Here is a 16054-nt window from a genome sequence, read left to right as displayed (position 1 = left end):
GGACGGCCCCGGGCTCAGGCGAAGAGCTCCGGGATCGTCCGCTCGTACGTCTCCCGCAGCTCCGCCAGCGGCAGCGTGAACTGCCCCTGCAGCTCCACCGCGTCCCCGTCGACCACGCCGATCCGGGTCGCGGGCAGCCCGCGTGCGCCGCACATGTCGGTGAACCGCATCTCCTCGCTCCGCGGCACCGCCACCACCGCGCGGCCCTGCGACTCCGAGAAGAGGAACACCGCGGGATCCAGCCCCTCGGGCACCACCAGGCGCGCGCCGTGGCCGCCCTTCAGGCAGGACTCGATCACCGCCTGCACCAGCCCGCCGTCCGACAGGTCGTGCGCGGCGTCGATCATGCCGTCGCGCGACGCGGAGATGAGGATCTCGGCGAGCAGCCGCTCCCGCTCCAGGTCGACCGCCGGCGGCAGCCCGCCGAGGTGGTCGTGGACCACCTGCGACCAGGCCGAGCCGCCCAGCTCCTCCTTCGTCTCGCCGAGGAGGTACAGCAGTTGGCCCTCCTGGGCGAACGCCATCGGGGTGCGCCGCGCCACGTCGTCGATCACGCCGAGGACGCCGACGACCGGCGTCGGGTGGATCGGCTGGTCGCCGGTCTGGTTGTAGAGGGAGACGTTGCCGCCGGTGACCGGGGTGCCCAGGGTGCGGCAGGCGTCGGCCAGGCCGCGGCACGCCTCGGCGAACTGCCACATGCCCGCCGGGTCCTCCGGCGAGGGGAAGTTGAGGCAGTCGGTGACGGCGAGCGGGCGGGCGCCGGTGGCGGCGACGTTGCGGTACGACTCCGCCAGCGCCAGTTGCGCGCCCGCGTACGGGTCGAGCTTGGCGTACCGGCCGTTGCCGTCGGTGGCCAGCGCGACGCCGAGGCCGGTCTCCTCGTCGATCCGGATCATGCCGGAGTCCTCGGGCTGCGCCAGGACGGTGTTGCCGAGGACGAAGCGGTCGTACTGCGAGGTGATCCACGACTTGTCGGCCTGGTTCGGCGAGCCGAGGAGCCGCAGCACCTGCGCGCGCAGCTCAGCGCCGTCCGCCGGGCGCGGGAGCTTCGCCGCGTCGTCGGCCTGGAGGGCGTCGAGCCAGCCGGGGCGGGCCATCGGCCGCTCGTAGACCGGGCCGTCGTGGGCGACGGTGCGCGGCGGCACGTCGACGATCTGCTCGCCGTGCCAGTAGATCTCCAGCCGGTCGCCGTCGGTGACCTCGCCGATGACGGTGGCGGTGACGTCCCACTTCTCGCAGATGGCGAGGAAGCGGTCGACCTTCGCGGGCTCGACCACCGCGCACATCCGCTCCTGCGACTCGCTCATGAGGATCTCCTCGGGCGAGAGCGTCGCGTCGCGCAGGGGTACGACGTCGAGTTCGACGCGCATGCCGCCGGTGCCGTTGGAGGCCAGCTCGGACGTCGCGCAGGAGAGCCCGGCCGCGCCGAGGTCCTGGATGCCGACGACGAGGTCCTCGTGGAACGCCTCCAGGGTGCACTCGATGAGCAGCTTCTCCTGGAAGGGGTCGCCGACCTGCACGCTGGGGCGCTTGCTGGGCTTGGCGTCGTCGAAGGTCTCGGAGGCCAGGATGGAGGCGCCGCCGATGCCGTCGCCGCCGGTGCGGGCGCCGTAGAGGATCACCTTGTTGCCGACGCCCGCGGCCTTGGCGAGGTGGATGTCCTCGTGCCGCATGACACCGACGCAGAGGGCGTTGACGAGCGGGTTGCCCTGGTAGCAGGGGTCGAAGACGACCTCGCCGCCGATGTTGGGCAGGCCGAGGCAGTTGCCGTAGCCGCCGATGCCGGCGACGACGCCGGGGAGCACGCGCTTGGTGTCGGGGTGGTCGGCGGCGCCGAAGCGCAGCGGGTCCATCACGGCGACGGGGCGGGCGCCCATGGCGATGATGTCGCGGACGATGCCGCCGATGCCGGTGGCGGCGCCCTGGTAAGGCTCCACGTACGAGGGGTGGTTGTGCGACTCGACCTTGAACGTGACGGCGTAGCCCTGGCCGACGTCCACGACGCCCGCCTGCTCGCCGATGCCGACGAGGAGGGCGTCGGAGGGCGGGGCCTTGTCGCCGAACTGCTTGAGGTGCACCTTGCTCGATTTGTACGAGCAGTGCTCCGACCACATGACGGAGTACATGGCCAGTTCCGCACCGGTCGGGCGGCGGCCGAGGATCTCGCGGATCTGCTCGTACTCGTTCCGCTTCAGGCCGAGTTCGGCCCAGGGCTGCTCGGTGCCGGGACTGCCGGAGGCGTGCTTGACGGTATCGAGCGGAGTGCGCGTCATGCGTGGACCAGCCTCTTGAGGATCGAGGTGAAGAAGCCGAGGCCGTCGGTGCGGCCGGTGCCGACGAGGGGTTCGACGGCGTGCTCGGGGTGGGGCATGAGGCCGACGACGTTGCCCGCCTCGTTGGCGATGCCGGCGATGTCGCGCAGCGAGCCGTTGGGGTTGCCGTCGAGGTAGCGGAAGACGACGCGGCCGGTGGCCTCCAGCTCGTCGAGCGTGCGTTCGTCCGCGGTGTAACGGCCGTCGATGTTCTTCAACGGAATGTGGATGTCCTGGCCCGCGGCGTAGTCGGCGGTCCAGGCGGTGCCGGCGTTCTCCACCCGCAGCTTCTGGTCCCTGCAGATGAAGTGCAGGTGGTTGTTGCGCAACATCGCGCCGGGCAGAAGATGGGTTTCCGTCAGCACCTGGAAGCCGTTGCAGATGCCGAGGACCGGCATACCGGACCTGGCCTGCGCGACGACCGTATCCATCACGGGCGCAAAGCGCGAAATGGCACCCGCGCGCAGATAGTCGCCGTAACTGAAACCGCCGGGGAGCACGACCGCGTCGACCTGCCGCAGATCCCGGTCCCGGTGCCAGAGCGAGACCGGCTCCGCGCCCGCCAGCCGAACCGCCCGCAGCGCGTCGCGGTCGTCGAGAGATCCCGGAAAGGTGACGACGCCGATACGAGCGGTCACTTCGCCTCTCCCCCGTGCGCGACTTCCTCGACACGTACGGTGAAGTCCTCGATCACGGTGTTCGCAAGGAACGTCTCGGCCATCGTGTTGATCTGCGCGAGGGCGGCGTCGTCGACCGGCCCCTCCACTTCGAGCTCGAAGCGCTTGCCCTGGCGGACATCGGCGATCCCGGCGAAGCCGAGGCGCGGCAGCGCGCGCTGCACCGCCTGCCCCTGGGGGTCGAGGATCTCCGGCTTGAGCATGACGTCGACTACGACGCGGGCCACTGGCTACTCCCGGTAAGGGTCTTGAAGAAGCGGTGACGACAGCGTACCTTGCGGACAAATCTACCCGGGTAGATATGGGTCGGGCCGGTTACGGTTCCGCATCGCCCGTGATATCCACTTGGGTAAAGGGCCCAATAAAAGTAGGGTCCGCATTGCGACGTGACACGCGGGCCCATTTGCTCGACTTCCGCAACAGAATCCGTCGCGATACAAAGGGAAAGCACTGATCAAATGAGCCGGCGCTCCCGCAGCCCCGGTCTTCCGCGCAGGTCGCGCGGCGGGCGAGGAAAGCGGCAGGCGCGACCGACGGAAGGACCGGTTTCGTGGCGCAGCGCGTAGTGGTCAGCCTCTTCGACGACATCGACGGCGGAGAAGCGACCGAGACGGTCAACTTCGGACTCGACGGGAAGTCGTACGAGATCGATCTCAATGCCTCGAACGCCAAGAAACTGCGCAGCACGCTGGCGCCCTTCCTGCGGGCCGGGCGGAAGCAGGCCGCGTCCGGGCGGGCGTTCACCCGCACCGACATCGCGCCCAACCCCGCCACCGTGCGCGCCTGGGCCGGGTCGCAGGGCATGGAGGTGCCGGCCAGGGGCCGTATCCCGAAGAAGGTCTACGAGGCGTTCGAAGCCGCGCACTGACGCCGCGGCCCTCCCGGACCCCTCTTCCGGCTCACTTCCGGCTCTCTTCCGGTCCACCCGGCGGCTCCCGCGTCCGCCGTCCGGCGGATCCCTCATCCGGCCGTCCGCCGGGCCGTCTTGACGCCCGTTCACCGGCCCGGCTTGCCATCTGCCCCCCGGGATCGGATAGAGTCTGGACACGCGCCAAGGGGAGACCCCCCGAGGCCACGCGGGTGTAGCTCAGTAGTAGAGCGCCCTCTTTCCAAGAGGGAGGCGCAGTGTGCGATTCCTGTCACCCGCTCCGCCACAGAAGCCCTGTGAGTTCGTGGGGTAGAGTGGAGCACGCGCCGGACGGTGAGAGCCGTTCGGATGCACGCGGACGTGGCTCAGTTGGTAGAGCATCACCTTGCCAAGGTGAGGGTCGCGAGTTCGAATCTCGTCGTCCGCTCAGTGAGAGCCCCGGCTTCGGCCGGGGCTCTTTTCGTGTTCCCCGAAGTCGCCCCATGACATCTGTCATCGCGTCCGATGACAGCGTGCACTGCACCGGCGCCCGCGGCGGCGGAAGTCTGAAGACATGGTCAGTGCAGAGGAAGACGTGATCAGCGCCGCGGGGCTGCGGCGCACGTACGGAGACTTCGAGGCGGTGCGCGGCGTCGACTTCGCCGTCCGGCGGGGCGAGTTGTTCGCCCTGCTGGGTACCAACGGCGCCGGCAAGACCTCCACCGTGGAGCTGCTGGAGGGGCTGGCGGAGCCCAGCGGGGGCCGGGTGCGGGTGCTGGGGCGTGACCCGTACCGCGAGCGCGGGCGGGTGCGCCCGTACACCGGCGTGATGCTCCAGGAAGGCGGGATGCCCTCGCAGCTCACGGTCGCCGAGACGGTACGGATGTGGGCCGGCTGCACGGCGCGGCCGCGGCCCACCGCGGAGGCGCTGGAACTGGTCGGGCTCGCCGGCCGCCGGGACGTCCGGGTGGCGCAGCTCTCCGGCGGCGAGAAGCGCCGCCTCGACCTGGCGCTCGCGCTCCTCGGCCGGCCCGAAGTGCTCTTCCTCGACGAACCGACCACCGGGCTCGACGCCGAGGGGCGGCACGCGACGTGGGAGCTGGTACGCGAACTGCGCGCCGGCGGGACGACGGTGCTGCTCACCACGCACTACCTGGAAGAGGCCGAGGAGCTGGCGGACCGGCTGGCGATCATGGCGAGCGGGCGGATCGCCGCGGCCGGCACCGTGGAGGAGATCGTGGGCGCGCACCCGGCGACCGTGTCGTTCCGGCTGCCCACCGGCTGGCTGCCGGGCGACCTGCCGCCGCTGCCGGCGCTGGGCGTGACGGGCCACGAGCTGGCGGGGACGAGCGTACGGCTGCGTACGAGCGCGCTGCAGCGGACGCTGACGGGGCTGCTGCTGTGGGCCCAGGACAACGGCGTGGAGCTGGCCGGTCTCGACGCCAGGTCGGCGTCGCTGGAGGAGGCGTTCCTGAAGATCGCGGACGCCGCCATGGACGACCGGGGGCGCGGCAGGAGCGCCCCGTCCGCGAAGCGCACCGCCGACGCGGTCCGTACCGACGAGAGGAACGCCCGATGACCGCCACCACCGCCGCCACCCCGGCGGCGCACCTCGACGACCGCGCCGCCGACGTCCCGGGGCCGCTCGCCCGGCTGGCGGCGATCGGCCGCGCCGAGCTGACGCTGATGTGGCGCAGCAAGCTCGTCCTCTTCGGCGCCCTGGTCACCCCGGCGGGCTTCGCCTTCGCCACCCGGTCCGCCGTCGAGGAGATGGACCTCTCCGACACCGGCCTCACCGCGGCCACCGTCGTGCTGCCGAGCGCCGTCGTCTTCGCGCTGATCTTCGTCGTCTACGCGAACCTCGTCATCGTCTACGTCGCCCGCCGCGAGGAACTCGTGCTCAAGCGGCTGCGCACCGGCCTGCTCACCGACCGCGAACTGCTCGCCGGTGCCGCGCTGCCCGCCCTGTGCGTCGCGCTGGGGCAGTGCCTGGTGCTGGCCGTCGCCGTGAGCCTGGCGATGGACTCACCGGCGCCCGAGGCGCCGCATCTGGCGGTGCTGGGGGTGCTCCTGGGGATGGCGATGCTGACGGTGCTGGCCGCGGCGACCGCGGCGGTGACGAAGTCGGCGGAGAGCGCGCAGTTGACGAGCATGCCGCTGCTGCTGGCGTCGATGTTCGGCTCGGGGCTGTTCGTGCCGTTCGAGGTGCTGCCGGACTCGGTCGCGGAGGTGGCGCAGCGGCTGCCGCTGTCGCCGGTGGTGGAGCTGGTGCGGGGCGGCTGGACCGGGGAGCTGGGCGGCGGCGCGGTCGTCCAGGCGCTCGCGGTGGCGGCGGCGTGGATCGCCGCGGGCGCGTGGGCCGTGCGGCGGTGGTTCCGGTGGGAGCCGCGCGGGTGAGGGGGGTGCGGGCGGCCGCGCGGCCACCGGGGGGCGGTGGGCGTACGGTACGGCCGTACGCGGCGATCACGCCGAGCGGGAACGCCGGGGCGGCCGGAGCACGCGGAGCGGAGGGGACGTACGAGATGACCGAGCCGGACGCGGGCGCGGGCGCCGGCCGGGATCCGGTCCCGGATCGGATCCCGGCACCGGGGCGCGGTGGGGGCGCGCTCCGCTGGCTCCGGCGCGCCCGCCGCATGAGCGGGCCCGAGCGCTGGCGGAGCTACACCCTCTCCACGATCTACTTCCTCGCCCTCGTCGAGGCCGCGCTGCTCGGCGTGTGGCTGAACAACACCCGCGACGACATGGGCGCGGTGCCGTTCGCCGTCGTCGTCGTGCTGCTGTTGGCGCACCTCACGATGCAGGTCAAGCTCTCGCTCAGCGCCCCGTTCCTCGGCGCCGCGGGACCGACCCGCCGACTGCTGGTGGTCTACCTCGTCGCCGTCTCGGCACTGCTGACCGCGGCCCTCGCGCTGCGCGCGGCGGAAAGGCTGGACCCGTCGGAGCTGGGGCCGTTCCTGGTATGGGTGCTGATGTTCGCGGCCGGGCCCCTGGTGCTGGCGCTGCCGCTGCGTCGCGGCGCGTTGGCCGTCGCCGCGCTGTGCGCCGCCACGCTGCTGGCCGCGCTGGCGATCGGGCCGCGCGGGGCACCACTGGCGATCACCGCGGTCACCACGGCGGTGTGCGCGCCCTTCATGGGGTTCACCTTCCGCGTCTCCGCGTGGGGCCTGCAGCTCGTCGACGAACTGGTCGCCGCCCGCGCCGTGCAGGCCCGGCTGGCCGTCGCCGAGGAGCGGCTGCGCTTCGGCCGCGACCTGCACGACGTGCTGGGGCGCAACCTCGCCGTCATGGCGCTCAAGAGCGAGCTGGCCGTCCAACTGGCGCAGCGCGGCCGGCCCGAGGCCGCGGACCAGATGGCGGAGGTGCAGCGGGTCGCGCAGGAGTCGCAGCGCGAGATCCGCGCGGTCGTACGGGGCTACCGCGCCGCCGACCTGCACGCCGAGCTGGCCGGCGCCCGCGCGGTGCTCCGCGCGGCCGGGGTCGACTGCGAGGTGGACGACGCGGACCTGACGGCTCCGGGCCGCCGCGGGGAGGTGCCGGAGCGGGTGCAGTCGGCGCTGGCGTGGGTGGTCCGCGAGGGGACGACGAACGTGCTGCGGCACGCGGACGCCCGCATGTGCACGGTGTCGATGCGGGTCGCGGACGGCGGCGCGGAACTCGTCATGGACAACGACGGCGCCCCCGACGCCGAACCCGGCACCCCCGCCGACGGCGCCGGGCTCACCGGGCTGCGCGAGCGGCTGGCGGCCGTCGGCGGCACGCTGAGCGCACAGCGCAGGACCGGCGGACGGTTCCGGCTGGCCGCGCGTATCGACCTGGAGGCGTCGTGATCCGAGTCCTGCTCGCCGACGACGAGCACCTGATCCGCGGCGCGCTGGCCGCGCTGCTGGCGCTGGAGGACGACCTGACCGTCGTCGCCGAGGCGGCGGGCGGCGACGAGGCGCTGGCCATGGCCCGCGCCCACCGGCCGGACGTCGCCGTACTGGACCTGCAGATGCCGGGGCTCGACGGCGTCGCCGTGGCGGCCTCGCTGCGTACGGCGGCACCCGGCTGCGCGGCGATGATCGTCACCAGCCACGGCCGCCCGGGCGCGCTGAAGCAGGCGCTCTCCGCGGGGGTGCGGGGCTTCGTGCCCAAGACCGTCTCGGCGCAGCGGCTGGCGGAGGTGATCCGCACGGTGCACGCGGGCGGCCGGTACGTCGACCCGGAGCTGGCGGCGGACGCCATCGCGGCGGGCGACTCCCCGCTGACGCCGCGGGAAGCGGAGGTGCTGGAGCTGGCGGCTGACGGCGCCCCGGTCTCGGACATCGCCCGCCGCGCGTCGCTGACCCCGGGGACGGTACGGAACTACCTGTCGTCGGCGATGACGAAACTCGACGCGGAGAACCGCCACGCGGCGGCCCGCATCGCGCGGGAGCGCGGCTGGCTGTGAGGGGCCGGGGGCGGGCGGTCGGATCCGGCCGGTCCGCGGCGTGCGTGCGCGGGTATAGTGGGCTGCCGGCCCATAGGCGCGCGGACGTAGCTCAGTTGGTAGAGCACCACCTTGCCAAGGTGGGGGTCGCGAGTTCGAGTCTCGTCGTCCGCTCCACGCGCATCGCGCACCGGCCGCTCCGCGCCTTCCCGCGGCACAACACGCAAGACCCCCGGCGCTGCCCGGGGCGCCGCCCCTTTCTGTGCCAGGATCAGGGGTGCCATGACTGCGACCACAGCAAGTACCGCATCCGCGCCCGCCTCTGCCGGCGCCGCGCCCGCGTCTGCGCCCGAGCCCGCGGCGCTGCACGGGCCAGTCCTCCAGTGGTTCCACGAGCACGCCCGCGACCTGCCGTGGCGCCGGCCGGAAGCCGGCCCCTGGGGCGTCATGGTCAGCGAGTTCATGCTGCAGCAGACGCCGGTGAGCCGCGTGCTCCCCGTCTACACGCAGTGGCTGAAGCGCTGGCCCCGCCCCGCCGACCTGGCCGCCGAGGCGCCCGGCGAGGCCGTCCGCGCCTGGGGCCGGCTCGGCTACCCGCGCCGCGCGCTGCGGCTGCACGCCGCCGCCACCGCGATAAAGGAGCGGCACAACGGCGACGTGCCCAAGCGGCACGCGCAGCTCCTCGCGCTGCCCGGCATCGGCGAGTACACGGCCGCCGCCGTCGCCTCCTTCGCGTACGGGCAGCGGCACGCCGTGCTCGACACCAACGTCCGCCGGGTCTACGCCCGGCTGGTCGGCGGCACCGAGTTCCCGCCCGGCGCGACGACCGCCGTGGAGCGCCGCGTCGCGCGCGAGCTGCTGCCGGAGAAGGACGCCGAGGCGGCCCGCTGGGGCGCCGCGACGATGGAGCTGGGCGCGCTCGTCTGTACGGCGCGCAAGCCCGAGTGCGGCAAGTGCCCGGTGGCGACGCTCTGCGCCTGGCGGCTCGCCGGCCACCCGGCCCACGCGGGCCCGCCGCGCCGCACGCAGACGTACGCCGGCACGGACCGGCAGGTGCGCGGCCGGCTGCTGGCCGTGCTGCGGGACGCGGACGGGCCGGTGCCGCAGCAGCGGCTGGACGCCGTGTGGCACGAGCCGGTGCAGCGGGCGCGGGCGCTGGACAGCCTGGTGTCGGACGGGCTGGTGGAGCCGCTGGCGGACGGGCTCTACCGGCTGCCGCAGGGCTGACGCGCGGGGCGCCGGGCGCCCGTCGCCCACCGGGCAGCGGGCAGCCACCCGGCCACCCGGCCACCCGGCCACCCGGCCACCCGGCCACCCGGCCACCCGGCCACCCGGCCACCCGGCCACCCGGCCAGGATGCCCGGTTGCCCCCGGCGCCGCGGCCCGGCCCGCACCACGCGGGACGGGCCGCCGGCCCCGTGGTGCGCCGGCCCGTACCGTCCCGCCGGCCGGTGCCACCCGCCGCCCGCGCCGGAGGCGACCCGCGTCAGGCCCAGGACTTGCTGTGGTCGAGCCCGCCCTCCCGCCGCTGCGTCAGCGAGTACCAGTTGCCGCTGTCGTCACGGAAGATCGCCTCGATCCCATACGGCCGCTCCTGCGGCTCCTGGACGAAGTCCACGCCCCGGGCGCGCAGCTTCTCGTACGTCGCCCGGCAGTCGTCCGTGTGGAACGCGCCCGCGCCCAGCACGCCCTTGCTGACGAGGGTCGTCAGCGCCTCCGCCGACTCCGGGTCGAGGCCGGGTCCCGTGGTGCGCATGAGGGCCAGCATGACGTCCGGCTGGCCGGGGACCCCGACCGTGATCCAGCGCATGCCCTCGCCCATCTCGATGTCGTCGCGGATCTCGAAGCCGAGCTTGTCGGCGAAGAAGTCGCGGCTGCGCTCCTGGTCGGTGGTCCAGACGGTGGTGATGGCCAGGTTCGTGATCATGGCGTTCTCCCTGGTGGCGTGGTGCTTCCGTACTGCGGCCACCGTAGGCAGGGGCGGCCTCAGCCCGCTTCCTCAGAGTTGCGCTCCCGGATCCGCGGGTCGAACCCGCCGGCCCAGAGCAGCGCGAAGCAGCCGGGTATGAGCGCGGTCCCGCGGCCCACGTGGGCGTCGCGGTACGCGGTCGGGGAGAGCCCCGTACGCCGCTTGAAACTGGCGGAGAACGTGCCGAGGGCGGAGAAGCCGACCAGGTGGCAGACCTCGGTGACGGACAGGTTGCACGTCCGCAGCAGGTGCTCGGCGCGTTCCAGGCGGCGGCGGGTCAGATACTGCCCGGGGGTCTCGCCGTAGGCGGCCTTGAAGGCGCGGATGAAGTGGAACCGGGAGTAACCGGCGTGCCTCGCCACCGCGTCCAGGTCGAGGGCCGGGTCGGCCCAGTCGCGGTCCATGGCGTCCTTGGCGCTGCGAAGAGCGCGCAGATCGGGGCGGAGCACTCTTCGAGCATGGCACGCCCCACTGACACCGGCCCGCCGCGCGAGCCGCCGCCCCGTCCCCGTACGACGCCGGCCTCCGGGCCCGTACGCGCACAGAAGGGCCGCGCGCCCCCGGCCCGCTACTGCGGGAGGCGCGCGGCCCGTCGTCGGGGCCCCGGTCCGCTCAGACCTTCGCCGGGGCCTCCGCCTCCGCTTGCGCGGAGCCCGGACCGGCGTCCCCTGCCGATCCGGCGTCATCGCTCGCCGGGCCCGCCCCGCGCAGCGGGACCTCCTTGACGAACCACGAGGCGAGGAACGCGAGTGCCGCGATCGCGGCTCCCCAGAGGAAGACCTGGTGGGTGCCGTGGGAGACGGCGTTCAGGTATGCCTCTTTGATCTGTGCCGGCAGTTGCTCGATCCGCTCCGGGGTCAACTGCCCGCCGCTGCCCGCCGCCTTCTCGCCCGCGGGACCCGCCTCCTCGGCCATCGTGTCGGCGACCCGGCTGCTGAAGATGGCGCCCATCAGCGCGACGCCGAAGGAGCCGCCGATGGTGCGGGTGAGGGTGATGGTGGAGCTGCCCGCGCCCATGTCGCGCATCTCCAGGCTGTTCTGCCCGACGAGCATCGACATCTGGATCATGAAGCCCAGGCCGGCGCCCATCACGGCCATGTAGATCCCGGAGGTCAGCCGGGAGGTGCCGGTGTCCATCGTGGAGAGCAGGTACATCCCGGCGATCAGGGCGGCGCCGCCGATGATCGGGTAGATCTTGTAGCGCCCGGTCCTGGTCGTGGCCCGGCCGACGAAGAGCGAGACGACCATGACGGGCAGCATCATCGGCAGCAGCAGCAGTCCGGAGTTGGTGGCCGAGGCCCCCTGGACGCTCTGCTGGAAGAGCGGCAGGAAGGTCACGCCGCCGAACATCACGAAGCCGACGATGAAGCCGATCACGTTCATGAGCGTGAAGTTGGCGTTGCGGAAGATGCGGAGCGGGATGATCGGCTCGACGGCGCGGGTCTCGGCCCAGCCGAAGGCGGCCAGCGCGGCGGCGCCGAGCACGGCCAGGCCGATGATCTGCGCGGAGCCCCAGTCGTACTCCGTACCGCCCCAGGAGGTCACCAGCACCAGCGCCGTCAGCCCGACCGAGAGCAGGGCGGCGCCCGTGTAGTCCACGCGCGCCTTGATGCGCTTCTTCGGCAGGTGCAGCACGGCGGAGATGACGAAGAGGGAGACGGCGCCGAGCGGCAGGTTGATGTAGAACGCCCAGCGCCAGCCGAGGTGGTCGGTGATCGTCCCGCCGACCAGCGGGCCGCCGATCGTGGCGATGCCCATGACGGCGGCCATCATGCCCTGGTACCGGCCGCGTTCGCGGGGCGGCACGAGGTCGCCGATGATCGCCATCACGCCGACGATGAGACCGCCGCCGCCCAGGCCCTGGACCGCGCGGAAGGCGATGAGCTGGCCCATGTCCTGGGCCATGCCGGAGAGGGCGGAGCCGATCAGGAAGAGGACTATCGAGGACATGAAGATGCCCTTGCGGCCATAGAGGTCGCCGAACTTGCCCCACAGCGGGGTGGAGACGGCGATGGCCAGGGTGTACGCGGTGACCACCCAGGCGAGGTGGTTCAGGCCGCCGAGTTCGCCGACGATCGTGGGCATCGCGGTGCCGACGATCAGGTTGTCGAGCATCGCGAGCATCATGGTGATCATCAGGCCGAGCATGATCACCCTGACGTTCCGCGGCGGTGCTGGGACCGCCTCCTGATCCTTGTCCGCCATGACCCCTCTCCCTACTTACTTGCCGCCCGGCTAGTGGGTACTATGTGAACGTACGCCGCTACTTGCCGGGCGTCAAGTAAGTATCTGACGGAAGCAGGGATCATGGGCACGACCAGGAGCGACACCCGCCAGCGCATTCAGGACGTGGCGCTGGAGCTCTTCGCCGACAAGGGCTATGAGAAGACTTCCCTGCGCGAGATCGCCGAACGGCTCGACGTCACCAAGGCCGCGCTGTACTACCACTTCAAGACCAAGGAAGACATCCTCGTCAGCCTGGTCGAGGACCACTTCGGGCGGGTCGACGAGCTGATCGCCTGGGGGCGGGCACAGCCGGCCACGCTGGAGACCCGGCTGGAGCTGCTGGCGCGCTACAGCGCGCTGCTCGCCGGCGGCGACACGCTCTTCCGGTTCATGCAGGAGAACCAGGCGAGCATCCGCGAGCTGAGCCTCGGCGAGACCTTCAAGGCCCGGATGGCCGACATCATCGGGATGCTGCGCGACAAGGACGCCGACCTGAGGGACCAGGCCCGCAGCATCGCCGCGATCTTCACGATGCACGCCGGGATGTTCGCCCTGGACGACGCCAAGGGCGACCCGGAGGAGAAGCGCCTCGCCTGCCTGGAGGTCGCGCAGGAGCTGGTGACGTCCGCGTACAAGGGCTGACCGCCGGCACACGCAGAGCCGCCCCGGACCGTGTGGTCCGGGGCGGCTCTGTGTCGTGCGCCGGAAGCCGAGCCGCTACGGGCTCACGCCTCCTTGCTCAGGTTCGGGCCCGCGCCGCCCGCGGCGGCGTCGACCGGCGGGGCGTCGGGCAGCGCCGACTTCTCCTCGCCGCGGAAGGTGAACGTCGCGTCGTCACCCTCGCCCTCGGTGTCGACCACCACGATGTGGCCCGGGCGCAGCTCGCCGAAGAGGATCTTCTCCGAGAGCACGTCCTCGATCTCCCGCTGGATCGCGCGGCGCAGCGGCCGGGCGCCCAGCACCGGGTCGAAGCCCCGCTTGGAGAGCAGGTCCTTGGCCTCGGTGGAGAGCTCGATGGCCATGTCGCGGTCCTTGAGCCGGTTGTCCAGCTCGGCCAGCCGCAGGTCGACGATCTCGATGATGTCGTCCCTGGTGAGCTGGTGGAAGACCACGATGTCGTCCACACGGTTGAGGAACTCGGGCCGGAAGTGCTGCTTGAGCTCCTCGCTGACCTTGGACTTCATCCGCTCGTAGCCGGTCTTGACGTCGCCCCCGGCGGCGAACCCCAGGCCGAAGCCCTTGGAGATGTCCTTGGTGCCGAGGTTGGTCGTCATGATGATGATCGTGTTCTTGAAGTCCACGACCCGGCCCTGGGAGTCGGTCAGGCGACCGTCCTCCAGGATCTGCAGCAGCGAGTTGAAGATGTCCGGGTGGGCCTTCTCGACCTCGTCGAAGAGGACCACGGAGAACGGCTTCCGGCGCACCTTCTCGGTGAGCTGACCGCCCTCCTCGTACCCGACGTAGCCGGGCGGGGAGCCGAACAGCCGCGAGACGGTGTGCTTCTCGCTGAACTCCGACATGTCGAGCTGGATGAGCGCGTCCTCGTCACCGAAGAGGAACTCCGCCAGCGTCTTCGACAGCTCCGTCTTACCGACGCCGGACGGGCCGGCGAAGATGAACGAACCGCCGGGGCGCTTCGGGTCCTTCAGGCCCGCCCGCGTACGCCGGATGGCCTGGGAGAGCGCCTTGATGGCGTCCTCCTGCCCGATGACGCGCTTGTGCAGCTCGTCCTCCATGCGCAGCAGCCGCGAGGACTCCTCCTCGGTCAGCTTGAAGACCGGGATGCCGGTGGCGGTGGCCAGGACCTCGGCGATGAGCTCCTCGTCCACCTCGGCGACGACGTCCATGTCGCCGGCCTTCCACTCCTTCTCCCGCTGCGCCTTCTGCGCCAGGAGCTGCTTCTCCTTGTCGCGCAGCCCTGCGGCCAGCTCGAAGTCCTGCGAGTCGATCGCGGACTCCTTCTCGCGCCGCACGTCGGCGATCTTCTCGTCGAACTCCCGCAGGTCCGGCGGTGCGGTCATCCGGCGGATGCGCATCCGCGAGCCCGCCTCGTCGATCAGGTCGATCGCCTTGTCCGGCAGGAAGCGGTCGGAGATGTACCGGTCGGCGAGCTGGGCCGCGGCGACCAGCGCGGCGTCCGTGATGGACACCCGGTGGTGCGCCTCGTACCGGTCGCGCAGGCCCTTGAGGATCTCGATGGTGTGCTGCAGCGACGGCTCCGCGACCTGGATCGGCTGGAAGCGGCGCTCCAGGGCCGCGTCCTTCTCCAGGTGCTTGCGGTACTCGTCGAGCGTGGTGGCGCCGATGGTCTGCAGCTCGCCGCGGGCCAGCATCGGCTTGAGGATGCTCGCCGCGTCGATCGCGCCCTCGGCGGCCCCCGCGCCCACCAGGGTGTGCAGCTCGTCGATGAAGAGGATGATGTCGCCGCGGGTGCGGATCTCCTTGAGCACCTTCTTCAGGCGCTCCTCGAAGTCACCGCGGTAGCGGGAGCCCGCGACCAGGGCGCCGAGGTCCAGGGTGTAGAGGTGCTTGTCCTTCAGCGTCTCGGGCACCTCGCCCTTGACGATGGCCTGCGCCAGGCCCTCGACGACGGCGGTCTTGCCGACGCCGGGCTCGCCGATGAGGACGGGGTTGTTCTTCGTCCGGCGGGACAGCACCTGCATGACCCGCTCGATCTCCTTCTCGCGCCCGATGACCGGGTCGAGCTTGGACTCGCGGGCGGCCTGCGTGAGGTTCCGGCCGAACTGGTCGAGCACCAGGGACGTCGACGGCGTGCCCTCGGCGGGGCCGCCGGCCGTGGCGGTCTCCTTGCCGCCCTGGTAGCCGGAGAGCAGCTGGATGACCTGCTGCCGCACCCGGTTCAGGTCGGCGCCCAGCTTCACGAGGACCTGGGCGGCGACGCCCTCGCCCTCGCGGATGAGGCCGAGCAGGATGTGCTCCGTGCCGATGTAGTTGTGGCCGAGCTGGAGGGCCTCGCGGAGCGACAGCTCCAGGACCTTCTTCGCCCGGGGCGTGAAGGGGATGTGGCCGGACGGGGCCTGCTGGCCCTGGCCGATGATCTCCTCCACCTGCTGGCGGACCGCCTCGAGCGAGATCCCGAGGCTCTCCAGGGCCTTTGCGGCGACACCCTCACCCTCGTGGATCAGGCCCAGGAGGATGTGCTCGGTGCCGATGTAGTTGTGGTTGAGCATCCGGGCTTCTTCCTGAGCCAGGACGACAACCCGCCGCGCGCGGTCGGTGAACCTCTCGAACATCGTTAATCGCTCCTCAGAGCGGTCAGGCAGATCGGGGACGTTCCCCTCCCTGTCCTTCCGCAGCTTAGTCCCGCAAGCGGGGACCGCTCATTCCAACTGCCGACACCCGGATGCTGACTCCCTCAGTCTCCTGCACCGGGTACCCGACTACTGCTCCAACCCGATGGTGCGAGACGATGTTCCCGCAGGCCAGGCGAATACTCTCAATGCCGCTACGCCCATGGCGAACGCCGCCGCCGGACCCTGCCGAAGCCACCGCTCTCACCAGCACCACTAGCCAAGTCTTACCCGCGCCATGGGCCCTGCCATCAGATTTTCCGGCCTCTTCACTGCGCTGACGGCGAACACGGTGGAACGTCTG

14 protein-coding genes and 3 tRNA genes are annotated in these 16054 nt (G+C 71.9%); 10 read left to right on the top strand and 7 right to left on the bottom strand.

Going from position 1 to position 16054, the window contains the following annotated elements; translation table 11 throughout:
- Positions 1 to 14: 14 nt before the first annotated feature.
- From purL to purS, 3 genes are read right to left on the bottom strand one after another with little or no spacing between them, the layout of a single operon-like run.
- On the bottom strand, positions 15 to 2273 hold the full coding sequence (purL, locus tag DMB38_RS19285; protein ID WP_125936224.1) for a phosphoribosylformylglycinamidine synthase subunit PurL: 2259 nt from the start codon (positions 2271 to 2273) through the stop codon (positions 15 to 17).
- Positions 2270 to 2950 (bottom strand): phosphoribosylformylglycinamidine synthase subunit PurQ, encoded by a 681-nt coding sequence (gene purQ, locus DMB38_RS19280; protein ID WP_047017144.1) that lies wholly within the window; start codon positions 2948 to 2950, stop codon positions 2270 to 2272. The genes purL and purQ overlap by 4 nt, the downstream gene beginning before the upstream one ends.
- Positions 2947 to 3216 carry a phosphoribosylformylglycinamidine synthase subunit PurS gene (purS, locus tag DMB38_RS19275; RefSeq protein ID WP_047017143.1) on the bottom strand — a complete coding sequence of 90 codons (270 nt, stop codon included), beginning with the start codon at positions 3214 to 3216 and terminating at the stop codon, positions 2947 to 2949. Before purS ends, purQ begins: the two co-directional genes overlap by 4 nt.
- 323 nt (positions 3217 to 3539) lie before the next feature.
- Here purS and DMB38_RS19270 point away from each other — a divergent pair, with 323 nt between their 5' ends.
- From DMB38_RS19270 to DMB38_RS19230, 9 genes are all read left to right on the top strand, one after another.
- Entirely contained in the window at positions 3540 to 3857 is a 318-nt protein-coding gene (locus DMB38_RS19270) for an Lsr2 family protein (protein ID WP_027745315.1), read from the top strand.
- 208 nt (positions 3858 to 4065) lie between these two features.
- Positions 4066 to 4137 (top strand) — tRNA-Gly (locus tag DMB38_RS19265).
- A gap of 74 nt (positions 4138 to 4211) precedes the next feature.
- Positions 4212 to 4284, top strand: a tRNA-Gly gene (locus tag DMB38_RS19260).
- Between the two features lie 126 nt (positions 4285 to 4410).
- Positions 4411 to 5415 carry an ABC transporter ATP-binding protein gene (locus DMB38_RS19255; RefSeq protein WP_125936223.1) on the top strand — a complete coding sequence of 335 codons (1005 nt, stop codon included), beginning with the start codon at positions 4411 to 4413 and terminating at the stop codon, positions 5413 to 5415.
- Positions 5412 to 6233, top strand: a complete 822-nt coding sequence (locus tag DMB38_RS19250; protein WP_125936222.1) for an ABC transporter permease — start codon at positions 5412 to 5414, stop codon at positions 6231 to 6233. Before DMB38_RS19255 ends, DMB38_RS19250 begins: the two co-directional genes overlap by 4 nt.
- Positions 6173 to 7663, top strand: a complete 1491-nt coding sequence (locus tag DMB38_RS19245) for a histidine kinase (protein ID WP_125936221.1) — start codon at positions 6173 to 6175, stop codon at positions 7661 to 7663. Before DMB38_RS19250 ends, DMB38_RS19245 begins: the two co-directional genes overlap by 61 nt.
- Positions 7660 to 8265, top strand: a complete 606-nt coding sequence (locus DMB38_RS19240; protein ID WP_125936220.1) for a response regulator transcription factor — start codon at positions 7660 to 7662, stop codon at positions 8263 to 8265. Before DMB38_RS19245 ends, DMB38_RS19240 begins: the two co-directional genes overlap by 4 nt.
- An 80-nt stretch (positions 8266 to 8345) precedes the next feature.
- Positions 8346 to 8421: transfer RNA gene (locus tag DMB38_RS19235), tRNA-Gly, on the top strand.
- Positions 8422 to 8526: 105 nt separating this feature from the next.
- On the top strand, positions 8527 to 9471 hold the full coding sequence (locus DMB38_RS19230) for an A/G-specific adenine glycosylase (protein ID WP_047017138.1): 945 nt from the start codon (positions 8527 to 8529) through the stop codon (positions 9469 to 9471).
- A gap of 259 nt (positions 9472 to 9730) precedes the next feature.
- Here DMB38_RS19230 and DMB38_RS19225 read toward each other — a convergent pair whose 3' ends face one another.
- The 3 genes from DMB38_RS19225 to DMB38_RS19215 form a co-directional block, all read right to left on the bottom strand.
- Positions 9731 to 10171 (bottom strand): VOC family protein, encoded by a 441-nt coding sequence (locus tag DMB38_RS19225; RefSeq protein ID WP_125936219.1) that lies wholly within the window; start codon positions 10169 to 10171, stop codon positions 9731 to 9733.
- A 59-nt stretch (positions 10172 to 10230) separates the two neighbouring features.
- On the bottom strand, positions 10231 to 10662 hold the full coding sequence (locus tag DMB38_RS19220; protein ID WP_324841951.1) for a helix-turn-helix transcriptional regulator: 432 nt from the start codon (positions 10660 to 10662) through the stop codon (positions 10231 to 10233).
- A gap of 163 nt (positions 10663 to 10825) precedes the next feature.
- Entirely contained in the window at positions 10826 to 12418 is a 1593-nt protein-coding gene (locus tag DMB38_RS19215) for an MDR family MFS transporter (RefSeq protein WP_125936218.1), read from the bottom strand.
- Between the two features lie 102 nt (positions 12419 to 12520).
- Here DMB38_RS19215 and DMB38_RS19210 point away from each other — a divergent pair, with 102 nt between their 5' ends.
- Positions 12521 to 13081 (top strand): TetR/AcrR family transcriptional regulator, encoded by a 561-nt coding sequence (locus DMB38_RS19210; protein WP_125936217.1) that lies wholly within the window; start codon positions 12521 to 12523, stop codon positions 13079 to 13081.
- Positions 13082 to 13164: 83 nt separating this feature from the next.
- Here the strand turns inward: DMB38_RS19210 and DMB38_RS19205 are convergent, their stop codons facing one another.
- The gene (locus tag DMB38_RS19205) at positions 13165 to 15693 is read right to left on the bottom strand and encodes an ATP-dependent Clp protease ATP-binding subunit (protein ID WP_018839279.1); all 2529 of its coding nucleotides are present in this window, start codon (positions 15691 to 15693) and stop codon (positions 13165 to 13167) included.
- Positions 15694 to 16054 lie beyond the last annotated feature (361 nt).

The organism is Streptomyces sp. WAC 06738 (assembly GCF_003945505.1).
GTDB lineage: Bacteria > Actinomycetota > Actinomycetes > Streptomycetales > Streptomycetaceae > Streptomyces.
The sequence above is the reverse complement of the archived record's forward strand: the minus strand, read 5'-3'. Positions and strand labels throughout refer to the sequence as shown.

What these genes read in the sequence shown, in the direction of transcription:
- DMB38_RS19210 (WP_125936217.1), top strand. Translation starts at nt 12,521, where the DNA reads ATGGGCACGACCAGGAGCGACACCCGCCAGCGCATTCAGGACGTGGCG.
- DMB38_RS19205 (WP_018839279.1), bottom strand. Translation starts at nt 15,693, where the DNA reads ATGTTCGAGAGGTTCACCGACCGCGCGCGGCGGGTTGTCGTCCTGGCT.
- DMB38_RS19250 (WP_125936222.1), top strand. Translation starts at nt 5,412, where the DNA reads ATGACCGCCACCACCGCCGCCACCCCGGCGGCGCACCTCGACGACCGC.
- DMB38_RS19225 (WP_125936219.1), bottom strand. Translation starts at nt 10,171, where the DNA reads ATGATCACGAACCTGGCCATCACCACCGTCTGGACCACCGACCAGGAG.
- DMB38_RS19255 (WP_125936223.1), top strand. Translation starts at nt 4,411, where the DNA reads ATGGTCAGTGCAGAGGAAGACGTGATCAGCGCCGCGGGGCTGCGGCGC.
- DMB38_RS19230 (WP_047017138.1), top strand. Translation starts at nt 8,527, where the DNA reads ATGACTGCGACCACAGCAAGTACCGCATCCGCGCCCGCCTCTGCCGGC.
- purL (WP_125936224.1), bottom strand. Translation starts at nt 2,273, where the DNA reads ATGACGCGCACTCCGCTCGATACCGTCAAGCACGCCTCCGGCAGTCCC.
- DMB38_RS19215 (WP_125936218.1), bottom strand. Translation starts at nt 12,418, where the DNA reads ATGGCGGACAAGGATCAGGAGGCGGTCCCAGCACCGCCGCGGAACGTC.